This is a genomic window from Vibrio sp. MOR3, assembly GCF_001557775.1.
Lineage (GTDB): Bacteria > Pseudomonadota > Gammaproteobacteria > Enterobacterales > Vibrionaceae > Vibrio > Vibrio jasicida.
Map to the genome: position 1 here is coordinate 1 of NZ_LNRD01000025.1, position 22831 is coordinate 22831.

Genomic DNA, 22831 nt, shown 5'->3' on the forward strand with positions numbered 1-22831 from the left:
AAGACTTGATTGGTCACTCAGTTCATTGAAACCTAATTTGAAACCGCTCTTTATTAAGAGAAATTTCTAATTGGATTATCATCAACGAGTGCCCACACAGATTGATAGGTCTATATTTTTAAAGAGCGATTCTTCTTTGTGACTCACATCACTTCGGAAGAGGCGGCCATTCTAGCGAGATAATTGAGAGTGTCAAACACTTTTTCAAATTATTTCGCTTTTCTTTCTGACCTTATCGACGTTGCTTGAACCCTTGTGAGCGCTTGCCCTGTCGATGAGGTGGCATTATAGAGATCGCGCTCACGTTGGCAAGTGTTATTTTGCAAAAATTGCAAAAATAATGGTTAAACGTCGACTTTTCATTCAAAGGCTTATTTATCCAACTTTACCCCAAAGAGTTAAACAACTTATCCACAGAGTTATCCTTTTTTGCCCATTTTTACTTACTGTAAATAAAGAAAGCTGCTTTACAGCAGCTTTCTTTATTTTGCCGATACGTGTGTTTCGGCGTCTAAATGACTAGATGCCAGAACCATCTTGTTCTGCGCCCTCATCTTCATGAAGACCACACTCTCGTTTTAAACCGAAGAAGCGGGTTTCTTCTTCTGACATGCCTGGTTCCCACTTCCTTGTTGTATGAGTATCACCTACCGAAAGATATCCTTGGTCCCATAAAGGGTGATAACTTAAACCATGTTCTTTTAGGTAGTAATGCACATCTTTATTCGTCCAGTCGATCACTGGTAAGAATTTAAATACACCATTTTGAATCGACAAGATTGGTAGACCTGCACGAGATTGGCTTTGCTCTCGACGCAATCCTGAAAACCAAGTACCGACATTTTGCTCACGCAGAGCCCGTCGCATTGGTTCTACTTTGTTTATCTTGTTGTACTTTTCAATTCCCTCTATACCTTGTTCCCAAAGTTTTCCGTAACGTGCTTCTTGCCAATGGGCGCTTTCTTTTGCTCGGTATACTTTAAGGTTGAGGCTCAGTTGCGCTTTCAACTGGTCAATAAATTGATAAGTCTCCGCAAATAGATATCCAGTGTCCGTTAGGATGATTGGAATGTCCGGCTTTTGTTGTGTCACAAGATGGAGCATCACTGCTGCTTGGATACCGAAACTGGATGAGACTGCGAACTCCCCTTCCAAATTCTCCAATGCCCACTTTACTCTCTCTTGTGCCGAAAGCTGTTCGAGCTCGACATTGATTTGAGCAAGACGGAGGATTTGCTCCGTCTTAGTTAATGTCAGTAACTCTGCTAGCTCCGTGTTGGACGCTACAGAATCAAGCATGGAAATCCCTCTTTGATATAAACACTTCTTGGATAATGCCAGCTCGAATCGTGAAATCGCCAAATGCTTCGCCTTCTTCACGTTCGGCAGCCCAACGAGCCACCAGCTGATCAATCTCTTCTAAGATTTGCTTATCCGTAATGTTCTCTTTATACATCTTCGGTACTCGAGTACCGCCGCGGTTACCACCTAGGTATAAGTTGTATCGACCCGGAGCTTTACCAACTAAGCCGATTTCTGCCAACATTGCTCGGCCACAGCCATTTGGACACCCTGTTACACGAAGAATGATATTGTCTTCTTCCGATAGACCATGCTTTTCTAGAATATCTTCAACATCAGTAACAAACTGAGGAAGATATCGTTCAGCCTCAGCCATCGCGAGCGGACAAGTAGGAAATGCGACACACGCCATCGAGTTCTTACGCTGCTCACTCACACCATCATTCATTAAGCCATGTTCACGAGCAATCTTCTCGATCTTCGATTTTTGGCTTTTTGGTACACCAGCAACAATCAAATTTTGGTTTGCCGTCATGCGGAAATCGCCTTTGTGGATTTTGGCAATTTCAGCAACACCTGTCTTAAGTGGTTTACCCGGGAAATCCAACAGACGACCGTTTTCGATGAAGAGTGCTAGGTGATGCTTACCATCAATCCCTTCAACCCAACCAATACGGTCACCACGTTCTGTGAATTCATAAGGGCGACTTTGCTCAAACTTAACACCAGTACGCTTTTCTACTTCTGCTTTAAAGACATCACTTCCGACACGATCTAATGTGTACTTCGTTTTTGCATTCTTACGGTTCGAACGGTTACCCCAATCACGTTGCGTCGTTACTACAGCAGCCGCAACATCAAGCGTTTTCTCTAATGGGATAAAACCAAAGTCATCCGCTCTGCGTGGATAAGTTGATGTATCGCCATGCGTCATCGCGAGACCACCACCAACGAGCACGTTAAAACCAACCAGCTTGCCGTTATCTGCAATCGCTACGAAGTTAAGATCGTTAGCGTGTACGTCTACGTCATTTTGCGGTGGGATAACCACTGTGGTTTTAAACTTACGTGGTAGATAGTTCTTACCTAGAATCGGTTCGTCTTCTTCCGTGCTTTCTACTTTTTCACCGTCTAACCAAATCTCTGCGTAAGCGCGTGTCTTCGGTAATAGATGTTCACTGATCTTCTTCGCCCACTCGTAAGCCTCTTGGTGTAGCTCCGACTCCACTGGATTAGTGGTACACAACACGTTACGGTTAACATCACCCGCGGTGGCAATCGAATCAATACCAATGCTGTTGAGCGTTTGGTGCATCAACTTGATATTTGGTTTTAGCACGCCGTGGAACTGAAACGTTTGACGAGTCGTAAGACGAATACTTCCATATAAAGAGTGCTCAGTTGCAAACTTGTCGATCGCTAGCCATTGCTTTGGCGTAATGATGCCGCCCGGCATACGTGCACGAAGCATGACATTGTGCAACGGCTCCAACTTTTGCTTAGCACGCTCATTACGGATATCGCGATCATCTTGCTGGTACATTCCGTGGAAACGAATCAACTGGAAGTTATCTGCAGTAAAACCACCGGTAATGCGGTCTTGTAGATCTTGTTCAATCGTTCCACGTAGTAAGTTACTTTCTCTTTTAAGGCGCTCGTTATCCGAGAGTGGACCAAGTACCTCACCTAATACTTCTTGGCTGTTTGATTGTTCATTCGCGCTCATTAGTACACATCCCTTTGGTAACGTTTCGCTTTACGTAGATCGTTGATAAATGCTTCTGCTTCTTCACGAGATAGCTTGCCTTGTTGCTCAGCTACAAATACCAGCGCATCGTGAACATCTTTTGCCATACGAGTGGCATCACCACATACATAGATGTAGGCACCATCTTGAATCCATTGCCACACTTGTTCAGCGTTTTCTAGGATGCGATGTTGAACATAAACCTTCTCTGCTTGGTCGCGACTAAACGCAACATCAAGGCGAGTCAGCAAACCTGACTTGAGGTACTTCTGCCATTCAACTTGGTAAAGGAAATCTTGAGTAAAGGTACGGTCACCAAAAAACAACCAGTTCTTGCCTTCCGCGTCACGGTTATCACGCTCTTGAATAAAACTACGGAAAGGCGCAATACCGGTACCAGGGCCAACCATGATGATTGCTGTGTTGTCATCTTGTGGCAGTTTGAAGTTATTGTTGTGCTCAACAAACACTTTCACTTCACCACCTTCTTCCAGACGTTGAGCGAGGAAACCTGATGCTCCGCCATAGCGCTTCTCATCACCTTTATCGTATTCAACTAATCCTACGGTTAGGTGAACCTCTTCATCAACTTCGGTTTGGCTTGAAGCGATAGAATATAGACGAGGTGTCAATCGACGAAGTAAACCAACCAACTCTTCTGCACTTAGCTTGGTCTTCTTCTCCGCAAGCACATCTACGACTTGAGTGTTTGCTGCGTACTCACGAAGTTTGTCTTTATCTTCCACTAGCTTTTGTAGTTTCTTACTACCAGATAGCTCTGCAAATTTGGTGACAAACTGAGGGTTTGATGCGGTGATTTCATATTTGCTAACCAATGCACTATGAATAGAAAGGCTTTCACCATCCACTTCTACACTTTCTACACCGGATAGACCAGCCTTAGCTAAGATGGCATTGGCTAATTCTGAACTATTATCGAACCACACACCTAAAGCATCGCCGGCTTGATAAGTTAAACCTGAGTCTTCGAGGTCAATCTCTACGTGGCGAACATCTTTGCCCGAATCACGACCCGTGATTTTCTGGCTAGTCAGTAACGTTGCGGTATATGGGTTTTGCTTGTTATAAGCAGAGTGACCAGGAGCGGCTTGACCAACAGGAAGTTGAACCACTTCCGCTTCGTTACCAGAAGAAAGCGCTTCTTTTACTTGCTCAAGCGCTTGTTTACGCCACTCTGCGGCCGGCGCTTCGTAATCCACATCACAATCAATGCGATCGATGAAGGCAGTTGCACCTAGCTTAGATAAGTAAGTATCGAAGTCTTTACCCGTTTGGCAGAAAAATTCGTAGCTAGAATCACCAAGAGCGATCACCGCATATTGCAGGTTTGGTAGCTTAGGCGCTTTCTTTGATTGAAGGAATTCATGCAGCTCAATGGCATTATCTGGCGCTTCACCCTCTCCATTAGTGGACGCAACGATGATTACATGCGTCTCTTTAGCAAGATTTTTGCCTTTGTAATCACTAGCATCAAATAGCTCTACAACAATGCCTTCTGCTTTGGCTTCTTGCTCTAGTGCTTCAGCAACACCTTTCGCATTGCCGGTTTGAGAAGCAAAAATGATGCTTAGCTTGCCTGCTGGTTTTGCAGCGACAGAAGCAGCAGCCTGTGCTATTGGGCCTGCAGCTGCTGAACTTGGTTGGTTTTGCGCTAAACCCCAAAAATAACCACTGACCCAAGCGAGTTGTTGTGAAGATAACTCAGAGACAGTTTGCTGGAGTGAACTAAATTGCTGGTCATTCAGAGGGCTTGCGATTGGTGGTTTTCCACCTTGCCCATTATTTTCTTCCGACACATTCTTGTAAGACTCATTCTTTTGAAAAGACATTGTCACGACATCCCTATTCATTGCGTGACGATAGATTAACCACTCTCCCTAATAACAAGAAAGAATAGATGTGAATGTTTTATAACTTTTTGGAAGTAAGAAAATCAAAGTTAGGGTCAACGATCTTCAATCCGAACTTGTTGAAAGCCGACTGCCATGGCCGATTTAGAGGCCGTATCGAGGTCATCATAGAGACATTCTTCCCCATGAGTATCGGTAAGACAGACAAAACCACCACGGGCATGCCTAAACTCAACAACCCAACCTCCTTCTTGTATTGAAGGTTCGATAATGGCTTCTACCAGCTGGTTATCACGAAATAGATGTCTCAATTCATTTATTGTCATCGCAATCCTTGCTCCAACTTTTATACATTGCTCCTAAATAAGCATGGTCGAAGTCTGAAAACTTGGGCGATTAATTCGATTGAATATAATGAAGTGATATAAAAAAACGCCGCTTATAAGGCGACGTTTTAAAGGAATAAGTTAATTATGTTTAGAAAGAGTATTGAGCACCAACAAAGAAGCCATCAGCAAAAATGAACTCTTTACCTAAGCTCGATAAGAACTCTTCTGACTCAAGGTCAATCACACGGTAGCCACCACGGAAGGTCAATTCAGATTCCTGGAAAGGGATACGGTACTGAACACCAGCCATTAGGTCGGTGCTCTTGATGCCTTTGCTATCGCCGAAGTTCATCTCACCAATCACATCGAAGTTGGTATTAGGTACGGTGATTTCTGCGTAGCCATACCAAGCCCAGATAAGTTCATCAAACTCTTCCGTACGGGCATTTGTACCCGCATCCACATACTTAGTGTCACTCAAATTACTAAAGGTCAGACCCGCATCGAAATGCAGTAAGTCATGTTCAAGAATTTGGTAGTAAAGAGTGAGATCTAATTTGTCGAAACCCATGTAATCTGCATCAACGTTAGAATAACGAAGGCGAGCATTTGGCACGTATTTTATGTCGTGCTCAACCGCAGCATAGAAAGAACCAGTTGTATTGCTATCTCTTCTTACTTCATTAACTTTAGTATCTGCCACCCAAACTTCTGCACCTACAGTGGTAGTAAAAGAAGAAGCTTCTTCATTTGCAAAACAAGGATAAGACGCTGCCAACGATAGTGTCGTTAAAGCGATGGTCGCTTTATATGTCATGTAATTTTTACTCCGAGATAGCTGATTTCAACATTAAGGGGCATGTGAGAAATATTATCATACTCTCACTGCCCTCTATCAACTAAATCTCTACAATCCGTTACTTATAGCGCGGCTGGGCAACGAAGTTTTTGAAAAACCATATACCAAGTGCTATCACAATTAACCAGGGCAATAGTTTTAGCACAGCTCCAACCATGCCCAATAAGAACATCACCACCAATGCAATGCCAGTCGCAGCAAATACAGTCACCATCGTAATACCAGTCACGAGCAAAGTTGCCGCAAATACTAAAATAAAGATCAGCTCCAACATAATCACTTCTCCTTTGTTTTAGTTTTACTAGAGCAGGTTCTGTACCAACTTATTAAAACAAGAATAAAACCATGATCTATAAGTAAAAATAAAGCCAGAGACATTTCTGCACTCTGGCTTTTCTATTTGTGAGTTGGTAATTTTCACCAACCACTGGTGAAATTTACACGTTCAATTCTTTTGGAATCTTCGCCAGTGCATCTTGCAACACCTCTAAACCAGAACCTGGCTTGTGTGCATTCTCACTGATGTGGCGACGCCATTGACGAGCACCAGGCATACTTTGAAATAAGCCCAACATATGACGAGTGATATGGCCAATGTAAGCACCCTTTGCAAGTTGTGCTTCGATATATGGGTACATCTCTTCAACGATCTCACTGCGCTTCTTCACTGGTGCGGTTGAACCAAACAATTCTTGGTCAACAGATGCTAGCAAGTAGGGGCTTTGATAAGCTTCACGACCAATCATCACACCATCTAAATGTTGTAGATGCTCTTTCGCTTCTTCTAATGACTTTACGCCACCGTTCACAGCGATAGTCAGGTGAGAGAAATCCTTCTTCAACTGGTAAGCGCGTGGGTAATCCAACGGTGGAATCTCACGGTTTTCTTTCGGGCTTAAACCACTTAACCATGCTTTACGCGCATGAATAGTAAATTGTTCACAGCCACCTTTCTCCGACACAATCGATACGAAGTCAGTTAAAAACTCATAAGAATCTTGGTCGTCAATGCCAATACGCGTCTTTACCGTAACAGGAATATCAACCACATCTTTCATCGATGCGATACAGTCAGCGACCAACTGTGGCTCGGCCATTAAGCACGCGCCGAAACGGCCATTTTGAACACGATCAGATGGGCAACCCACGTTTAGGTTAATCTCATCATAGCCACGCTCTTGGGCTAACTTAGCGCACGTTGCCAAATCAGCTGGGTTTGAACCGCCAAGTTGAAGGGCTAACGGGTGCTCTTCTTCGTTATAAGCTAGGAAATCTCCTTTTCCATGAATGATCGCACCTGTTGTTACCATTTCGGTGTACAGCAGGGTTTCTTTGGTCATTAAGCGATGGAAGTAGCGACAATGACGATCCGTCCAATCCAACATTGGTGCTACAGAGAGCCTGCAAGAATGAGTCATGATATAAACACCCGTTTTTACGTTGCCAAGGTAGAGCGCGGCGTTGCGCCCCAAAAATTAAGTCGGGTATTGTATACCCACCGTGCAATGGATGCGAGCGCTGTGAATCGCCGCCCCAACACCCTATTTCGGCATTGGTATCTCGTTCTGTGATATCCGTTGCTCACTCTACTCTTCATCGACTTGCTTTAGTTCATGATTTTCGGTCTGATAGTAGGTAAAATGCAGTATTTCTAAACGAACTTCGTATAGAAATGGTTTATCATAAAGCACGTCCGATAGTTATGGTGAAAGATTTGGACCCAACAATCCTTGAACAAATTGAACAAATCTGCGCTGAGCGCGGAGTAAGATTGACGCCGCAGCGCCGACGCGTTTTTGAGCTAATTTGTTCTAATCGCCGCGCCTCTAGTGCGTATGAGCTATTGGAGCAACTGAAAGAGAGTGAGCCTCAGGCTAAGCCACCGACTGTTTATCGAGCATTAGATTTTCTTCTAGAACAAGGCTTTATTCATCGAGTGGAATCAACGAACAGTTTTATTACTTGTTGTTCGTTCAATACTCAACAGCATTTTTTCCAACTGTTAATTTGCGATAAATGTGGCGATGTCGTTGAACTCGAAGACGAGACGCTGATATCCTTATTAGCCAATAACGCCGAGAAACATGGATTCAAGCTAACGAATCAAGTTATCGAAACCCATGGCGAATGCCAGGCGTGTTCCTCGGAGACGAAAGAAGAAAGATAGAAGAACGTTATGCGCGCTGAATTTGTAAACCCGTTTTTAGCTTCTTTAATGAATGTTCTAAAAACTATGGCTTCGCTAGAACTGAAGCCACAAAAACCGCGAATCAAGAAAGATGAGATCGCACGAGGTGACGTTTCTGGTCTTATTGGTATGGTTGGCCCACAAACTCGTGGTTCAATGTCGATTACCTTTGATGAAGCGTTAGCACTAGAAATCATGCAAAACATGCTTGGAGAACGTCCAAACGGACTGAACGAGGAAGTGACTGACATGGTTGGTGAGATCACTAACATGGTGACTGGTGGTGCGAAACGTATTCTAGCGGAAAGTGGGTTCGACTTTGATATGGCAACGCCAGTTGTGGTATCAGGTAGAGGCCATACCATTCGCCACAAGTGTGAAGGCTCAATCATCATCATGCCTTTCTCTTCACAGTGGGGAAATGCCTTCATCGAGATTTGCTTCGAATAATAGAGAATAAATAAGTTGGTAAATGCCAACCTATTTGTTTCTGTCTCAGACAATAAAAAAGGTCAGCACTTGCTGACCTTTTCTTTTTCTATCTATTCAAACATTAAGCTTTAAAAGCTTTGAATGCGTTGATTAGACCGTTTGTAGAGCTGTCGTGTGAACTGATTTCAGAACCGTCAGCTAGCTCAGGTAGGATTTGGTTTGCTAGTTGTTTACCTAGCTCAACACCCCATTGGTCGAAGCTGAAGATATTCCAGATAACGCCTTGAACGAAGATTTTGTGCTCGTACATTGCGATCAGGTTACCTAGCGTGCGAGGTGTGATTTGCTTAACTAGGATAGAGTTCGTTGGGCGGTTACCTTCAAATACTTTGAACGGTACTAGAGACGCCATTTCTTCTTCACTCTTACCTGCTTTCGCAAATTCTGCTTGCACTGTTTCTGCAGGCTTACCAAATGCCAAAGCTTCTGTTTGTGCAAAGAAGTTAGACATCAGTTTTTGGTGGTGATCACTTGCAGGGTTGTGGCTGATTGCTGGAGCAATGAAGTCACATGGGATCAGTTTAGTACCTTGGTGAATCAGCTGGTAGAACGCGTGCTGACCATTTGTGCCTGGTTCACCCCAAATGATTGGACCAGTTTGGTAAGTCACTGCGTTACCTTCACGGTCAACGTACTTACCGTTAGATTCCATGTTACCTTGCTGGAAGTACGCCGCGAAACGGTGCATGTACTGGTCGTAAGGTAGGATTGCTTCAGACTCAGCGCCGTGGAAGTTGTTGTACCAAATACCGATCAAAGCAAGAATCACAGGGATGTTGCTTTCTAGATCTGTCGACACGAAGTGGTTATCCATCTCGTGAGCACCGTCTAGAAGCTCGATAAAGTTGTCGTAACCTACAGCCAATGCAATTGAAAGACCGATTGCTGACCATAGTGAGTAACGACCACCAACCCAGTCCCAGAACTCAAACATGTTGTCTGTGTCGATACCAAATTCAGATACCGCAGGAGCGTTAGTAGAAAGCGCTGCGAAGTGCTTAGCAACGTGTGCTTGATCGCCAGCAGTTTCTAGGAACCAATCACGAGCAGAGTGCGCGTTTGTCATGGTTTCTTGAGTCGTGAATGTCTTAGACGCGATCAAGAATAGTGTTGTCTCTGGATCGACTTTCTTCAGAGTTTCAACGATGTGAGTACCATCAACGTTAGAAACGAAGTGCAGGTTTAGGTGGTTTTTGTATGGTGCTAGTGCTTCAGTCACCATGTAAGGACCAAGGTCAGAACCACCGATACCGATGTTTACGATGTCTGTGATTGCTTTACCTGTGTAACCTTTCCACTCACCGCCAATTACGCGATCAGTGAATGATTTAATTTTCTCAAGAACTGCGTTTACCGCAGGCATCACGTCTTCGCCGCCAACCATTACTGGCTTGTTAGAACGGTTACGCAATGCAGTGTGAAGAACAGCGCGATCTTCTGTTTTGTTGATCGCTTCACCACTGAACATCGCTTCAATTGCTGACTTAAGCTCAGTCTCGTTAGCAAGAGCGAAAAGGTGCTTCAGAGTGTCCTCGTTGATTAGGTTCTTTGAGTAATCGACTAGGATGTCTGCGCCGAAGCGTGCAGAGTATTTGTCGAAACGCGCCGCGTCTTGAGTAAATAGCTCTTTCAGATCCATATCTTGTGCAGATTCGAAATGCGCAGTTAGCGCTTTCCAAGCTTGTGTTTGCGTTGGGTTGATATTTTTCAACATGGTCTTTATCCCGATGTTACAGTAGGTTCCATTCCTTACAGTCTAGCGAAAACTGTGGAATCCCCGATTTAGCAAAAAGAATATAAATTAGATGTTTGGGCGAATTGCCACAAAACAAGGCTTTGTAATTTTTTTTCAATCATCAATTATGACCGAGTGCCTTTACACTCACATTGAGTTAGGTCACGTTCCCTGTTTCGAATTTGAACAATTCATTTAAGATGTCGGGAATCATATCATCTACTCATGATAGGCTCTAATTGGATTAGGATAGACGCCAAATCGAATTTTTCCAAAGGAACGCATATGTGGGCACAAAAAACACTGCAATTAAAAGCGCGTAGCCGTGGCTTTCATCTCATCACTGATGAAATTGAACAACAATTACCACAAATCCAATCGCTTTCAGTAGGTTTGTTACACCTGTTTATTCAACACACTTCGGCCAGTTTGACCTTGAATGAAAATGCCGACCCAACAGTACGCATGGATATGGAAGCCCACTTCAACAAATTTGTTCCTGAGCGTGCCCCGTACTACCAACACACTTATGAAGGTGATGATGATATGCCAGCCCATATTAAAGCGTCTTTACTTGGCAGTAGTGTGACAATTCCCATCCAAAACGGTCAATTAGCGTTAGGAACATGGCAGGGTATTTACTTGGGTGAGCACCGCGATTATGGCGGAAGCCGTCGTGTCATCGCAACCATCAACGGTGAATAGTTCAGATAAAACAAAGGCTAACCAACTGGTTAGCCTTTGTTTTATCTCAATTTAGAAGGGCTGATTGATCATTACTCGGAAGGTGCCTTCATCAGCACCTTTGGCCATTTCAGCACGAACAACAATACCCTCGACTTGGAAGCGCACTGCACCACCGATGTTCCACTTCATGTCTTCATGTAATGTTTTAAGATTGTATTCATCTGCAACTCTACCCACTTCGACAAAAGCTACCCACTGCCACCATGGTAAGTCGTAGTAGTTAATCAATGGAATATCATCGAGCGGTTGCCAATCTGGCAATACACGATACTCAGCAGAGTAGTGAATCGCGCTGCGTCCATGGTAACGACCAGCTGTATAACCACGTAGACGATACAAACCGCCTAAACGAACTTGTTCTTGTTCTGGTGGACGACTACACACTGCACCATCACATTGCTCCCACGTTGGCGTATCTGCAGTGAAAAAATCAAAGGCGAGCACTTGTTGATCGAACCAATCCCCTAACGGCCCCAATGAATAATATTGGCTGTTTTGAAATTCCCACTTTAACCACAGATCCTCTGATTGCAAACTGTCCGCGCCAGTGGTTAGGTCGAAAGAGGTATGAGAGCCACGCGTCGTGTTACGTACACTGTCTCGGTTATCCCAATCAAAGGTCAGAGTAAAGCCCGTCGCTTCTTCCTTTTTATCATTGTAGATATCCAACTCTCGAGACGAGTAAAAAGGCGTGAAGATGATGGAGCTCACTCCCGAGTCAATTGGAGAAGCAAAGCTAACATCTCGAACTGGTTGGAATGCGCCAAGTAACCCATGTTCACGGACATTCCCCCAAGGCAGTAAGTACTTGAATTCAAGCTTATAGTTATCTTCGTCTCCATTAGTCACGGTTTTCTCTTCCGTTGAAGAGTCATTCGAGCCTTGGTTGCCTAAGTAGTACGGATTATCGTTAAAACGTGCTTGGTACATCTGCGTACTGAACAACAGGTTTGAAGATAGAGCGTAATTGAAGGCAGAAAGAAAACCGACATAGCTATCTTTCTCAGAGTAAAGTCCCATTCCGAATAAAGCCGCTTGAGGCTGACCGACACCTTTCGCAACCCCGGCTAAACCGACGGTGCTACCCATGGTATCCGTACTGAAATAGAAAGGAACAAATGCTGAATCTTTCTCTTTCGCAAGCGTCTGTGGAGATAAAAAAAGGCTGGCAGAGAATGCCAGCACTGAAAATAATATTTTCTTCATGGGTTACTTCGAATATTCCATTTCGACACGAGAAGTCAGTTTAGTCACTAACTCATAAGCAATGGTGCCAATGTGGCTTGCCACCTCTTCTGCAGGGAGTTCTTTCCCCCACAGTATTGCTTCATCACTGACCTTATCTGTCGCATCAGGGCCGAGATCAACAGTCAACATGTCCATTGAGACTCGACCGGCAATAGGCACTTTGCGACCATTGACCAAAACGGGTGTGCCATTCGGGGCAGTTCGTGGGTAACCATCGCCATAGCCAACCGCAATGACCCCTACTTTGGTATCACGCTCGCTGGTCCACATACCACCATAGCCAACACTTTCGCCTTTCTTCACCTCACGAACTGCGATCAAGTGCGATTTTAGTGTCATGACCGGTTGATAGCCAAGTTCTTGCGCCGTTTTATCATTGAATGGTGAAACACCGTACATGATGATCCCCGGACGAACCCAATCCAATTGACTTTGTGGCCAAGCAAGTAGACCAGCTGAAGCTGCAAGAGAGCGCTCTCCCTGACAACCAGCAGTCAAAGACATAAAACGTTCAATCTGCTCAGGAGTGATGTTGCTGTCTAGCTCATCTGCACAACCGAAATGACTCATGTAACGGAGTGGTTTCGCTACGTTTGAACACTCTTTTAAGCGTGAAACGAATTCGTCGTATTGCTCTGGACGAACCCCCAAGCGATGCATACCGCTGTCGATTTTAAGCCAAACGACCACAGGGGTTTCCAGCTCTGCTTGCTCCAGAGCAACAAGCTGTTCTTCACAGTGCACAACCGTTTGAATGTTGTTGGTCACTAAAATAGGTAAGTCACCTGGTGAGTAAAAACCTTCTAGCAGCAGAATGGGTTTTACCACACCACAAGCGCGTAATTGCAGCGCTTCTTCAATTCGTGCAACACCAAAGGCATCGGCGTGTGTCGCATGCTTCGCGACATGACGTAGACCATGGCCGTAGCCATTGGCTTTGACCACCGCCATCACTTTGCTGTCTGGTGCTTGCTCTTTTACACGTTGCAGGTTGTATTGCAACGCAGACAAGTCAATGCATGCCATCGCGGCTTTCTTGTAACTCATTGCATTACTCATCATCAATATCAAATGCTGGACCCGCGTAATTATCAAAGCGCGAGTGTTGTCCTTGGAAGGTCAAGCGTACTGAACCGATAGGACCATTACGTTGTTTACCCAAGATAATTTCTGCGGTGCCTTTATATGGGCTATCTGGGTGATAAACCTCATCACGGTAGATGAACATAATCAAGTCTGCATCCTGCTCGATAGAGCCTGATTCACGCAAGTCCGAGTTAACTGGGCGTTTATCAGAACGTTGCTCTAGGGAACGGTTAAGCTGCGATAGTGCGACAACTGGCACGTTCAGCTCTTTTGCTAATGCTTTAAGTGAACGTGAGATCTCTGCAATCTCAAGAGTACGGTTATCCGACATTGCTGGGACACGCATCAACTGAAGGTAGTCGACCATGATCATTGATAGACCACCATGTTCACGAGCGATACGACGTGCTCGCGAGCGAACTTCTGTTGGAGTTAGACCTGAGCTGTCATCAATGTACATGTTCTTCTTCTGCATCAGGATACCCATGGTAGAAGAAATACGCGCCCAATCTTCATCGTCTAGCTGACCAGTACGGATCTTGGTTTGGTCAACACGAGAAAGAGACGCAAGCATACGCATCATCAACTGTTCTGCTGGCATCTCTAGCGAGAAAATAAGCACCGGCTTTTCTTGCTGCATCGCGGCATTTTCACACAAGTTCATCGCAAAGGTCGTTTTACCCATCGATGGACGCGCAGCAACAATCACCAAGTCAGAGCCTTGTAGGCCAGCCGTTTTCTTGTTGAGATCAGTAAAACCAGTATCGACACCTGTCACACCATCTTGTGGTGTTTTGTACAGAATCTCGATACGTTCAAGTGTTTTTTCAAGAATGTTATCCACGTTTTGTGGGCCTTCATTCTCACTGGTACGAGCCTCTGCAATTGCAAAAACTTTACTCTCGGCTAGGTCAATTAAGTCTTCAGAGCTACGACCTTGAGGATCGTAACCTGCATCCGCAATCTCATTGGCTACACCAATTAAACCGCGCACAATCGCGCGTTCAGCAACGATATCGGCATAAGCATTAATATTCGCAGCACTTGGTGTGTTTTTGGCCAGATCGGCAAGGTAAGCAAAGCCACCCACATCTTCAAGCTGTTCATGACGCTCAAGATGTTCAGAAAGTGTGATTAAGTCGAGAGGCTTACCCGCTTCTAGTGTGGTTTTCACGCCTTCGAAAATAAGACGGTGTGGACGGCTATAGAAATCACTGCTGACAACACGCTCTGCAACGGTGTCCCAACGTTCATTGTCCAGTAAGAGACCACCAATCACTGATTGCTCGGCTTCCAGTGAGTGAGGTGGCACTTTGATTGCGTCTACCTGACTGTCTGAAGGTTTGCGATTTCTGTTTTCCGCCATGACTTTGCTCGATAACTACTAATGACCCAAGATTATAACCTTAAACCCAACCAAGATGCTTCCCCGATGCGACAATTACTTGTTAAGAATTCAACAAGTGAATGACTAACAATCTGCTTTTCATCGCAGTTAACTTTTGTGATTTAGTTAGAATCGATTTATCCGTAGTGAAACAGATAGTTCACTAAGTTTAGTCGTTCGAGAGGGAGCCTACACCTTGGTTCTTACGTTTAGGTCTAATAAAATTTAACCTACCATTGACCCAATAAAATATCTGTATCAGTATCATGCCCCTCCTTTTTTAATTACGTTCGAGGTATTTGTGTCCCGATACTGGTTACTTGGCTTTAGCTTACTTTGCACGGGAGCATCGTTCGCTGAAGAATCAGTACAGCCAGAGCAAGAAATTGAAGTGCCCGATCCTCTACTTACTGAGGTCGAGTTCGGCTATCAAGCTCACACAGGTAACACGGACTCTCGTTCCCTGAATGCTCGTCTGAGTGCTGAATATACTTCTGGCCGACACCGTTCAAACGGTGAATGGAAGTATTACAACCTTTATAAAGATGGTGAAGAAGACAAGCGTTCTTCGACCTACACCGCGCAAAGTGACTACAAGTTAGGCTCAAAGACTTATTTGTACGGCAGTTTTAAAGGGGTTGATTCGCGCTACAGTGCTTACTTTAAAGACTACACACTTTCTGGCGGTCTGGGTTACCAGTTCGCCTATACAGAGAATTTCACGCTAGAGGCGGAGATCGGCCCTGGCTTTCGTTATCAAGAACCAAACCTTGATGAGATAGACGATGACGATATCGTCTTTCCTGATATCGTTCGAGAAGGCATTTTCCGTGGGAATATCAATACCACGTGGCATGCTTTGGATAACTTAAGTTTTTCTGCCGACATTACCTTAGTAAGTGGTAAAAGCAACACGCGTGTCGATAGTGATCTCAGCGTGACTAACGACATCACTGAAGATATCGCCTTAAAGTTGGCACACTCGCGTCAATACCACGATAAAGTGCCAGAGGGGCTCAGTAAAGCAGACAGTGTATTCTCTGTAAACTTACTGTTCGCCTTCTAATTCTCACTTTTTTCTCTGAAAATCAGACATAAAAAAAGCACCTCAAAAGAGGTGCTTTTTAATATTTCGTCTTGGTACTGAATTACTCAGCAGCAACAACTTGTACGTTCGCAGTAGCGAAAACTTCAGAGTGAAGTTGAACGCTGATCTCGAACTCACCAGTGTTACGTAGAGCACCTTCAGGAAGGCGAACTTCGCTCTTAGCAACTTCAACGCCTGCAGCTGTGATAGCGTCAGCGATGTCACGAGTACCGATAGAACCGAACAGTTTACCTTCGTCACCAGCTTTAGAAGCGATAACAACTGCTTCTAGAGCGTTAACTTTCTCAGCACGTGCTTCAGCAGCAGTTAGTTGCTCAGCAACTTTAGCTTCTAGTTCAGCGCGACGAGCTTCGAACATTTCAACGTTGCCTTTAGTTGCCATAACTGCTTTACCTTGAGGGATAAGGAAGTTACGAGCGTAGCCAGACTTAACGTTTACTGTATCGCCAAGACCACCTAGGTTACCGATTTTATCAAGTAGAATAACTTGCATTGTTTAATCCTCTTTCTTAATAAAACGAACCGATTACTGATGCTTGTCAGTGTACGGTAGTAGAGCTAGGTAGCGAGAACGCTTGATAGCGCGAGCTAGTTGACGCTGGTACTTAGCGCTTGTACCAGTGATACGGCTAGGTACGATTTTACCAGCTTCAGTGATGTAGTTTTTAAGAGTTGCTACGTCTTTGTAATCAATCTCTTGTACGCCTTCTGCAGTGAAACGGCAGAATTTACGACGACGGAAGAAACGAGCCATGGGCTATCTCCTGATCTTAAATTTGAGTAATGTTGTCGGCGTGTAACACTAATTTCCCAACGCCATTTCGGCCGGTCTGATAAGCGACAAAACCGCCTACCTTAATGTTACTGCCTTGTACTAAATTCTGAGTTAATGCTTGTGACCCAAGCCCACTAACCACTACCGGCATTCGACAATATACTTGTCGAGGTAGATTAGCTTCGATAACGGTAGAGCAATGCTCTAGCCAAAATCGACAGTGTTCAATGCCACCAGGGCTTTTACTACGAATGGGCGGCTTGGCAATGGTGCCACTCAGCTCCATTCGATTGGTCATAAGAAATATTACTCAGCAGCTGCTTCTGGCTTAGCTTCAGCACGCTCTTCGCGACGAGGAGCACGCTCTGCACGCTCTTCTTTCTGCTTAAGCATGATAGATTGCTCAGTGATAGCCGCTTTAGTACGCATGATCATGTTACGTAGAACTGCATCGTTGAAACGGAAAGCAGTTTCTAGCTCATCGATTACAGCTTGGTCAGCTTCAACGTTCATTAGAACGTAGTGAGCTTTGTGAAGCTTGTTGATTGGGTAAGCCAGTTGACGACGGCCCCAGTCTTCTAGACGGTGGATTTTACCGCCAGCTTCAGTGATTGAACCAGTGTAACGCTCGATCATGCCAGCAACTTGCTCGCTTTGATCAGGGTGCACCATGAATACGATTTCGTAATGACGCATTGGTTGCTCCTTACGGATTATTAGCTTCCACGATTGGCTCGGTCGTCCAGAGGAAGCAAGGAACTAAAGAAAATTGACCGAGAATTAAGGAAGACGGATAGTACAGAAAGGAAGCAAAATAGGCAAGTGATTATTTGCGTCACTCAGACGATATTTTCTTCGCTCTAGCCCTAGATACGACAAAGGCTGCCAGCAAAGTGACAGCCTTGGAAGCTTAAGACTTCAATGCTTATTTTGCTTTTGCTAGCTCTTCACGCATTTGGTCGATCACTTGCTTGTAGTCTGGCTGACCGAAAATTGCAGAACCTGCGACAAACATGTCCGCGCCAGCTTCCGCAATTTCACGAATATTATCGACTTTCACACCACCATCAATTTCAAGGCGAATATCACGGCCAGACTCATCAATCATCTTACGTACAGCGCGCAATTTATCCAGCGTATGAGGGATGAATGATTGACCACCAAAGCCAGGGTTTACTGACATTAGAAGAATTAGGTCAACTTTATCCATGATGAATTCAAGGTGTGACAGCGGTGTAGCTGGGTTAAGTACTACACCAGCTTGACAGCCATGTTCTTTGATCAACTGCAATGTACGATCAACGTGCTCTGATGCTTCAACGTGGAAGGTAATCATCGATGCACCCGCCTTCGCGAAGTCTGGAATGATGCGGTCTACGGGTTTCACCATTAGGTGAACATCGATTGGAGCCGTGATGCCATAGTCACGAAGTGCTTTACAGATTGGCGCACCAAAAGTCAGGTTTGGTACGTAGTGGTTATCCATTACATCGAAATGCACCACATCCGCACCCGCTGCGAGTACTTTTTCCACGTCTTCACCGAGACGAGCAAAATCAGCCGATAAAATGGATGGAGCAATAAGAAAATCTTTCATACCTGACCTCAGTAGTGGCGAGCAAACAACAAATAATGTTGCGCGCAATTCTACCGAAGCCAGTGGGGAGATCCACTACTTAGACGTAATAGTGTGAGAATTATGAGGCAGAAGTATCCGAGTTCGGCGCATTAAAAAGAGCCAGTAACTCATCGACTTTGTTTCGGCCGCTGCCATTACGGCTAATAGTACGCTTAACTTTAACAACGCTCAGATCAGCACCATGATACAAGCGGCGCGTGAGTGTCGTATCGTGGTTAGAAATCAAAACAGGAATGCCGCGTTCAGTCGCTGCCCTCTCTGCGATGTCCGCCAATGCGGCTTGGTCATCAAGCGTAAAGCCATTTCCAGCGTAAGAGGTAAAGTTTGCTGTGTTCGATAGTGGGGCATAAGGTGGATCACAGTAAACCACACTGCCCTTACGTGCTCGACTGAATGTCTCAGGATAGCCTTCACAAACGAAAGTGGCTTTCTTCGCTTTTTCAGCAAAGAATTCCATTTCAGCTTCTGGAAAGTACGGCTTCTTGTATGAGCCAAAAGGCACGTTGAAGCCGCCTTTTTTGTTATAGCGACAAAGGCCATTAAAACCAAAACGGTTCATGTATAAGAAGGCCAGTGATCGATACATCACATCGTCTGTGTTGTTGAACTCAGCACGAATACTTAAATACGCTTCTTTACGATTGTTCTCAGCAACAAACCAGCGTTTCGCTTCTGAGATGTACTCTTCAGGACGCTCTTTCAGTAAGTTGTAGAGATTGATCAAATCAGGGTTGATGTCGGCCAATAGATATTGGTCATAATCAGTATTTAGAAATACTGAACCTGCACCAACAAAAGGTTCAACTAGCTTTCGAGCAGGTGGCAAATGACGTTGGATGTCTTCAACCAGACCGTATTTTCCTCCTGCCCACTTAAGAAAGGCTCGTTGCTTTTTCATCTACTGCTCTATCTATCGACCAAAAATTAAGGCTGCGGAATGTAACATATTTTTCAACGAAGCTCAGGATTATTTCACGCGATCAATTTCACGATGCACCTGACCTAAAGATTTTGCCCAAGGACTCAACGATTTCAGTGATTCTGGCAAACTTTCCACCGCATCGCGTGCAAGTTGGATAGTCGGATAATCTTTATAGGTCACAATGTACCATTCCGTCCCGCTGCGCACGGTTGGGTAGATTCTCACTTGTTGGCTAAGTTGGTGTTCATCCAAAAAAGCTTGCACATCTTCCATTGACGTCATTGCGGCTAGCTGCAAGGTATACGCTCTTGGCGAAATCGCTTTGAGCTCTTTTCGCGCAAAAGAGAATTTTACGATCGGCTTGCTGGAAGGGCTCGGTTCTGTTGATGCAACCTGCTCTTTTTGAACCACATTAATCAATGACGAAGCAGCGCTAGTTTTCGCTTGAGGAACAGACTCTTCAACCACTTGTTTGATGTCATCTGTATTGGCTTCCTCTGGCTTTCCTTCCAACAGCGCATCCACGACGTCAGATTCAATCACAACGCGTTGCTGTTTATCTTCAGAGCCAACACTTGCCACTTCATCCGTTACCGCTGGAGGCAGTGAATCAGAATCGTCCGTTGCCTTAGTTAGATCCGCTTGCTCATTGGTATCATTTTGCGCGGTTGCAGAATCTGCACCACTGACTTTTGATTCTGGGGTCGTTAAGGTTGGAATGGCCGTTTGTTCAATACTACCAGTGATCAGCTGAGCTTTATCGTCAGCACTTGGTTGATTGAACATCCACCAGTACCCACCCGCTGCTAACAGTAATAGAACCAGCACCACCAATGCGATATTTAGTGGTGAGCCAACAATTGAGCGGATAATGATCCTTTTTTCCACTTTCATTTCTCCTAACGCCATGATGTCGCCCGGTACAGGGTCGACTTTTTTAAATGCATCTCGAACGCGCTTTTCGGATTCATCATCAACGTACCGAATCACCAAGGATTCAAAGAAACGACGCGCTTCCACTTCTGAGAGCATTTCTACATCAAGCTCTACTGGTTTGTGCTCTTGTCCGTAACTAATACGTGACAATAATGATTCCAATCGACCAGCTTGAGTGAATAACAAGATGTTTATTTTCCACTTCGGATTCACTTGCGCTGCAAGTACTAACGTCCAAAGCTCCGAAACTAACGTTTCACTGAGAAGATGTGCATCATCGACAACAATAGCGATGTCGCATGCCTCGTTACCCAAGATTCTTTCAAGACTGTCAACCAAGGTATCTTGTTGGTTAAATAAAGCATCCGAAACGATCTGGCTCAAGATGAGCATTCGACGTTGAACATCATCTTGATTGGCATGACAAAGTAGCAAACATTGATTTTTGTTACTTGCACCAAGCTCAAGATATCGTTGCGCTAACCAAGATTTGCCATATCCCGCATGGCCATTAATCGCGATAAGATTAGAGCCAAAGTTGGTTAACAATCCTAATCGATCCAATAACTCGGTTTGAGAATCCAATTCCAGAACGTGAGCAAAACTCATCTAATAACCTTAATAAACAACAAGAATGACGCCCGAAGACGTCATTACAAGGTTAAATATCGCGACCGAAGTCGATAGCTTGTTTGATCACATCTTGAGGAGTATCGGCAATGACTTCTGCACTACCAATCCCAGTAGGTAAAACTAAACGAAGCTGACCTGAAAGCACTTTTTTATCACGCATCATGTGCGTCATAAAATCATCAAAAGTCATGCTTTCTGGAGTGTGGACTGGCAATTTCGCACGACGCAGAATCGCAATAATGCGATCAAGCTGTTCTTGAGTGATAAGCCCACGAAGATGTGACGTTTTCGCAGCCATCACGGTGCCAGAAGAAACGGCTTCACCATGTAACCAATTGCCGTAACCTAGCTCAGCCTCAATAGCATGACCATAAGTATGACCCAAGTTGAGCAACGCTCGGATACCCGATTCTTTTTCGTCTTGAGCAACGACTTCCGCTTTAATTTCACAACAACGTGCAATCGCGTAAGTCAGTGCTTCTTCTTCAAGGGCATAGAGGCGATCGAGATTCTCTTCTAACCAATCGAAAAACGCACCGTCATAAATGATGCCGTACTTGATCACTTCAGCAATACCAGCGGCGAACTCACGCTCTGGCAGTGTAGATAAGCAATTGGTGTCAATGATGACCGCTTTAGGTTGGTAGAAAGCGCCAATCATGTTTTTGCCCAGCGGATGGTTAACCGCAGTTTTACCACCAACTGAAGAATCAACTTGAGACAACAAGGTGGTCGGGATTTGAATAAAATCCACCCCACGTTGATAACAAGCGGAAGCAAAACCAACTAAATCACCGATCACGCCACCGCCCAGTGCAATAATCATAACGTCACGTGCATAGCTTCCCTCTAGCAGGAAGTTCATGACTTGATTAAATACTTCTAGGCTTTTGTATTGCTCACCATCGGGTAATTCAAGCAAAGAGGCATCACAACCAAGCTGCTTTAGTTGACTAAGAATTTGGTCCGCGTACAGAGGCGCGACCGTGACATTACTGATCACGACAACCTTCTGATTTGCGTTTTTATTTGAGAGAACTTGAGAAAGGTACGCCGGGTCCTCAAATAACCCGGCGCCAATAGAGATTGGGTAGCTACGCTCTGCTAGATTGACCGTAATCCGTTCCATCGGTGTGCTCCAATTTGAAAAAGATAAATGCTTATCTCTCTTCTAGCATTTTTACGATCTGGTTGGCTACCACTTTTGCACTCTGATCGTCAGTACGAACTGTGTAATCCGCTACTTCTTCGTATAGTGGGTTACGTTCGCCTGCCAAAGATTCCAACACTTCACGAGGATTGTCCGTTTGAAGTAATGGACGCTTCTTGTCACGGTTTGTACGTGCAAGTTGCTTTTCGATAGTTGTTTCTAGGTAAACAACAACACCACGAGCAGAAAGGCGATTGCGGTTTTCTTTGCTCATTACAGAGCCACCACCAGTCGCTAGCACGATGCCTTGCTCTTGAGTTAAGTCTTCAAGCACCGTTTCTTCACGCTTACGGAAGCCTTCTTCACCTTCTACATCAAAAACCCAAGAGATATCTGCACCGGTACGTTCTTCGATCACTGTATCAGAGTCCACGAACTCCATATGCAGCTGCTGTGCTAGATGTCTACCAATTGTACTTTTGCCGGCACCCATTGGGCCAACAAGAAAAATATTACGTTTCTCAGCCATATTTAGCGGTAATTTACAACGTTAATTCAATAAGATCGCCACAAGAAAACACAGCCAAAGTGCTGTTTCACAAGGCTTGTGGCACCAATTCCTCACAGATAATTCGTGATAAGACCCGAAATTATCCAAGCATGGTGCCACTAATGCA

The 22831-nt window shown here is 44.7% G+C and carries 24 protein-coding genes; 4 read left to right on the forward strand and 20 right to left on the reverse strand.

All coding sequences use genetic code 11. From position 1 onward, the window contains the following. Nucleotides 1-519 precede the first annotated feature (519 nt). The 7 genes from ATB76_RS25700 to dusA all read right to left on the reverse strand — a co-directional run bounded on the left by ATB76_RS25700 (nucleotide 520) and on the right by dusA (nucleotide 7526). On the reverse strand, nucleotides 520-1299 hold the full coding sequence (locus ATB76_RS25700) for a phosphoadenylyl-sulfate reductase (protein WP_061036324.1): 780 nt from the start codon (nucleotides 1297-1299) through the stop codon (nucleotides 520-522). Then, on the reverse strand, nucleotides 1292-3028 hold the full coding sequence (cysI, locus tag ATB76_RS25705; RefSeq protein ID WP_061036325.1) for an assimilatory sulfite reductase (NADPH) hemoprotein subunit: 1737 nt from the start codon (nucleotides 3026-3028) through the stop codon (nucleotides 1292-1294). Before cysI ends, ATB76_RS25700 begins: the two co-directional genes overlap by 8 nt. Then, the gene (locus ATB76_RS25710; protein WP_061036326.1) at nucleotides 3028-4899 is read right to left on the reverse strand and encodes an assimilatory sulfite reductase (NADPH) flavoprotein subunit; all 1872 of its coding nucleotides are present in this window, start codon (nucleotides 4897-4899) and stop codon (nucleotides 3028-3030) included. Before ATB76_RS25710 ends, cysI begins: the two co-directional genes overlap by 1 nt. A 116-nt stretch (nucleotides 4900-5015) precedes the next feature. Next, nucleotides 5016-5246 carry a hypothetical protein gene (locus ATB76_RS25715; RefSeq protein WP_038865472.1) on the reverse strand — a complete coding sequence of 77 codons (231 nt, stop codon included), beginning with the start codon at nucleotides 5244-5246 and terminating at the stop codon, nucleotides 5016-5018. Nucleotides 5247-5397: 151 nt separating this feature from the next. Continuing rightward, nucleotides 5398-6066, reverse strand: a complete 669-nt coding sequence (locus tag ATB76_RS25720; protein ID WP_038865474.1) for a TIGR04219 family outer membrane beta-barrel protein — start codon at nucleotides 6064-6066, stop codon at nucleotides 5398-5400. A gap of 100 nt (nucleotides 6067-6166) precedes the next feature. After that, the gene (pspG, locus tag ATB76_RS25725) at nucleotides 6167-6382 is read right to left on the reverse strand and encodes an envelope stress response protein PspG (RefSeq protein ID WP_005438463.1); all 216 of its coding nucleotides are present in this window, start codon (nucleotides 6380-6382) and stop codon (nucleotides 6167-6169) included. Nucleotides 6383-6545: 163 nt separating this feature from the next. Next, on the reverse strand, nucleotides 6546-7526 hold the full coding sequence (gene dusA, locus ATB76_RS25730) for a tRNA dihydrouridine(20/20a) synthase DusA (RefSeq protein ID WP_061036331.1): 981 nt from the start codon (nucleotides 7524-7526) through the stop codon (nucleotides 6546-6548). A gap of 284 nt (nucleotides 7527-7810) precedes the next feature. Here dusA and zur point away from each other — a divergent pair, with 284 nt between their 5' ends. After that, nucleotides 7811-8275, forward strand: a complete 465-nt coding sequence (gene zur / locus ATB76_RS25735; protein ID WP_038865518.1) for a zinc uptake transcriptional repressor Zur — start codon at nucleotides 7811-7813, stop codon at nucleotides 8273-8275. Nucleotides 8276-8284: 9 nt separating this feature from the next. After that, nucleotides 8285-8746, forward strand: a complete 462-nt coding sequence (locus tag ATB76_RS25740) for a chemotaxis protein CheX (RefSeq protein ID WP_005381269.1) — start codon at nucleotides 8285-8287, stop codon at nucleotides 8744-8746. A gap of 103 nt (nucleotides 8747-8849) precedes the next feature. Here ATB76_RS25740 and pgi read toward each other — a convergent pair whose 3' ends face one another. Beyond that, entirely contained in the window at nucleotides 8850-10502 is a 1653-nt protein-coding gene (gene pgi / locus ATB76_RS25745) for a glucose-6-phosphate isomerase (protein ID WP_061036327.1), read from the reverse strand. A gap of 306 nt (nucleotides 10503-10808) precedes the next feature. On the opposite strand from pgi, the gene ATB76_RS25750 reads away from it, so the two are divergent. Then, a complete protein-coding gene (locus ATB76_RS25750; protein WP_038865477.1) occupies nucleotides 10809-11228 on the forward strand; it encodes a secondary thiamine-phosphate synthase enzyme YjbQ in 420 nt (139 codons plus the stop codon). A gap of 51 nt (nucleotides 11229-11279) precedes the next feature. On the opposite strand, the gene ATB76_RS25755 is transcribed toward ATB76_RS25750, so the two are convergent. The 3 genes from ATB76_RS25755 to ATB76_RS25765 are packed head-to-tail and all read right to left on the reverse strand — an operon-like array spanning nucleotide 11280 to nucleotide 14970. Further along, nucleotides 11280-12476: a hypothetical protein gene (locus ATB76_RS25755; RefSeq protein WP_061036328.1), complete on the reverse strand. Its 1197-nt coding sequence runs from the start codon at nucleotides 12474-12476 to the stop codon at nucleotides 11280-11282. 3 nt (nucleotides 12477-12479) lie between these two features. Beyond that, entirely contained in the window at nucleotides 12480-13565 is a 1086-nt protein-coding gene (gene alr, locus ATB76_RS25760; RefSeq protein WP_038865520.1) for an alanine racemase, read from the reverse strand. 4 nt (nucleotides 13566-13569) lie between these two features. Then, nucleotides 13570-14970 (reverse strand): replicative DNA helicase, encoded by a 1401-nt coding sequence (locus tag ATB76_RS25765; protein WP_038865480.1) that lies wholly within the window; start codon nucleotides 14968-14970, stop codon nucleotides 13570-13572. A gap of 322 nt (nucleotides 14971-15292) precedes the next feature. Between ATB76_RS25765 and ATB76_RS25770 the strand changes: the two genes are divergently transcribed. After that, nucleotides 15293-16057, forward strand: a complete 765-nt coding sequence (locus ATB76_RS25770; RefSeq protein ID WP_038865481.1) for a DUF481 domain-containing protein — start codon at nucleotides 15293-15295, stop codon at nucleotides 16055-16057. Nucleotides 16058-16139: 82 nt separating this feature from the next. On the opposite strand, the gene rplI is transcribed toward ATB76_RS25770, so the two are convergent. The 9 genes from rplI to aroK all read right to left on the reverse strand — a co-directional run bounded on the left by rplI (nucleotide 16140) and on the right by aroK (nucleotide 22683). After that, entirely contained in the window at nucleotides 16140-16592 is a 453-nt protein-coding gene (gene rplI / locus ATB76_RS25775; RefSeq protein WP_038865482.1) for a 50S ribosomal protein L9, read from the reverse strand. Between the two features lie 33 nt (nucleotides 16593-16625). Beyond that, entirely contained in the window at nucleotides 16626-16853 is a 228-nt protein-coding gene (rpsR, locus tag ATB76_RS25780; RefSeq protein ID WP_000090472.1) for a 30S ribosomal protein S18, read from the reverse strand. Between the two features lie 16 nt (nucleotides 16854-16869). Beyond that, complete coding sequence (gene priB / locus ATB76_RS25785; protein ID WP_061036329.1) at nucleotides 16870-17172, reverse strand: primosomal replication protein N; 303 nt, start codon at nucleotides 17170-17172, stop codon at nucleotides 16870-16872. Between the two features lie 8 nt (nucleotides 17173-17180). After that, nucleotides 17181-17570, reverse strand: a complete 390-nt coding sequence (gene rpsF, locus ATB76_RS25790; protein ID WP_010443890.1) for a 30S ribosomal protein S6 — start codon at nucleotides 17568-17570, stop codon at nucleotides 17181-17183. Between the two features lie 229 nt (nucleotides 17571-17799). Then, complete coding sequence (gene rpe / locus ATB76_RS25795; protein ID WP_038865484.1) at nucleotides 17800-18471, reverse strand: ribulose-phosphate 3-epimerase; 672 nt, start codon at nucleotides 18469-18471, stop codon at nucleotides 17800-17802. A 100-nt stretch (nucleotides 18472-18571) separates the two neighbouring features. Beyond that, nucleotides 18572-19411 (reverse strand): Dam family site-specific DNA-(adenine-N6)-methyltransferase, encoded by an 840-nt coding sequence (locus ATB76_RS25800; RefSeq protein WP_038865486.1) that lies wholly within the window; start codon nucleotides 19409-19411, stop codon nucleotides 18572-18574. A gap of 69 nt (nucleotides 19412-19480) precedes the next feature. Then, the gene (locus tag ATB76_RS25805) at nucleotides 19481-20980 is read right to left on the reverse strand and encodes an AAA family ATPase (protein WP_042602608.1); all 1500 of its coding nucleotides are present in this window, start codon (nucleotides 20978-20980) and stop codon (nucleotides 19481-19483) included. 52 nt (nucleotides 20981-21032) lie between these two features. Beyond that, entirely contained in the window at nucleotides 21033-22133 is a 1101-nt protein-coding gene (aroB, locus tag ATB76_RS25810) for a 3-dehydroquinate synthase (protein ID WP_038881655.1), read from the reverse strand. Between the two features lie 31 nt (nucleotides 22134-22164). Further along, on the reverse strand, nucleotides 22165-22683 hold the full coding sequence (gene aroK, locus ATB76_RS25815) for a shikimate kinase AroK (protein ID WP_038865492.1): 519 nt from the start codon (nucleotides 22681-22683) through the stop codon (nucleotides 22165-22167). Between the last annotated feature and the right edge of the window lie 148 nt (nucleotides 22684-22831).

Coding starts and splice junctions, on each gene's coding strand:
- ATB76_RS25715 (WP_038865472.1), bottom strand. CDS start 5,246: ATGACAATAAATGAATTGAGACATCTATTTCGTGATAACCAGCTGGTA.
- rpe (WP_038865484.1), bottom strand. CDS start 18,471: ATGAAAGATTTTCTTATTGCTCCATCCATTTTATCGGCTGATTTTGCT.
- ATB76_RS25740 (WP_005381269.1), top strand. CDS start 8,285: ATGCGCGCTGAATTTGTAAACCCGTTTTTAGCTTCTTTAATGAATGTT.
- aroK (WP_038865492.1), bottom strand. CDS start 22,683: ATGGCTGAGAAACGTAATATTTTTCTTGTTGGCCCAATGGGTGCCGGC.
- dusA (WP_061036331.1), bottom strand. CDS start 7,526: ATGACTCATTCTTGCAGGCTCTCTGTAGCACCAATGTTGGATTGGACG.
- cysI (WP_061036325.1), bottom strand. CDS start 3,028: ATGAGCGCGAATGAACAATCAAACAGCCAAGAAGTATTAGGTGAGGTA.
- ATB76_RS25765 (WP_038865480.1), bottom strand. CDS start 14,970: ATGGCGGAAAACAGAAATCGCAAACCTTCAGACAGTCAGGTAGACGCA.
- ATB76_RS25805 (WP_042602608.1), bottom strand. CDS start 20,980: ATGAGTTTTGCTCACGTTCTGGAATTGGATTCTCAAACCGAGTTATTG.
- rpsF (WP_010443890.1), bottom strand. CDS start 17,570: ATGCGTCATTACGAAATCGTATTCATGGTGCACCCTGATCAAAGCGAG.
- priB (WP_061036329.1), bottom strand. CDS start 17,172: ATGACCAATCGAATGGAGCTGAGTGGCACCATTGCCAAGCCGCCCATT.
- aroB (WP_038881655.1), bottom strand. CDS start 22,133: ATGGAACGGATTACGGTCAATCTAGCAGAGCGTAGCTACCCAATCTCT.
- ATB76_RS25720 (WP_038865474.1), bottom strand. CDS start 6,066: ATGACATATAAAGCGACCATCGCTTTAACGACACTATCGTTGGCAGCG.
- ATB76_RS25750 (WP_038865477.1), top strand. CDS start 10,809: ATGTGGGCACAAAAAACACTGCAATTAAAAGCGCGTAGCCGTGGCTTT.
- ATB76_RS25710 (WP_061036326.1), bottom strand. CDS start 4,899: ATGTCTTTTCAAAAGAATGAGTCTTACAAGAATGTGTCGGAAGAAAAT.
- pgi (WP_061036327.1), bottom strand. CDS start 10,502: ATGTTGAAAAATATCAACCCAACGCAAACACAAGCTTGGAAAGCGCTA.
- alr (WP_038865520.1), bottom strand. CDS start 13,565: ATGAGTTACAAGAAAGCCGCGATGGCATGCATTGACTTGTCTGCGTTG.
- ATB76_RS25755 (WP_061036328.1), bottom strand. CDS start 12,476: ATGAAGAAAATATTATTTTCAGTGCTGGCATTCTCTGCCAGCCTTTTT.
- zur (WP_038865518.1), top strand. CDS start 7,811: ATGGTGAAAGATTTGGACCCAACAATCCTTGAACAAATTGAACAAATC.
- pspG (WP_005438463.1), bottom strand. CDS start 6,382: ATGTTGGAGCTGATCTTTATTTTAGTATTTGCGGCAACTTTGCTCGTG.
- ATB76_RS25700 (WP_061036324.1), bottom strand. CDS start 1,299: ATGCTTGATTCTGTAGCGTCCAACACGGAGCTAGCAGAGTTACTGACA.
- rpsR (WP_000090472.1), bottom strand. CDS start 16,853: ATGGCTCGTTTCTTCCGTCGTCGTAAATTCTGCCGTTTCACTGCAGAA.
- ATB76_RS25800 (WP_038865486.1), bottom strand. CDS start 19,411: ATGAAAAAGCAACGAGCCTTTCTTAAGTGGGCAGGAGGAAAATACGGT.
- rplI (WP_038865482.1), bottom strand. CDS start 16,592: ATGCAAGTTATTCTACTTGATAAAATCGGTAACCTAGGTGGTCTTGGC.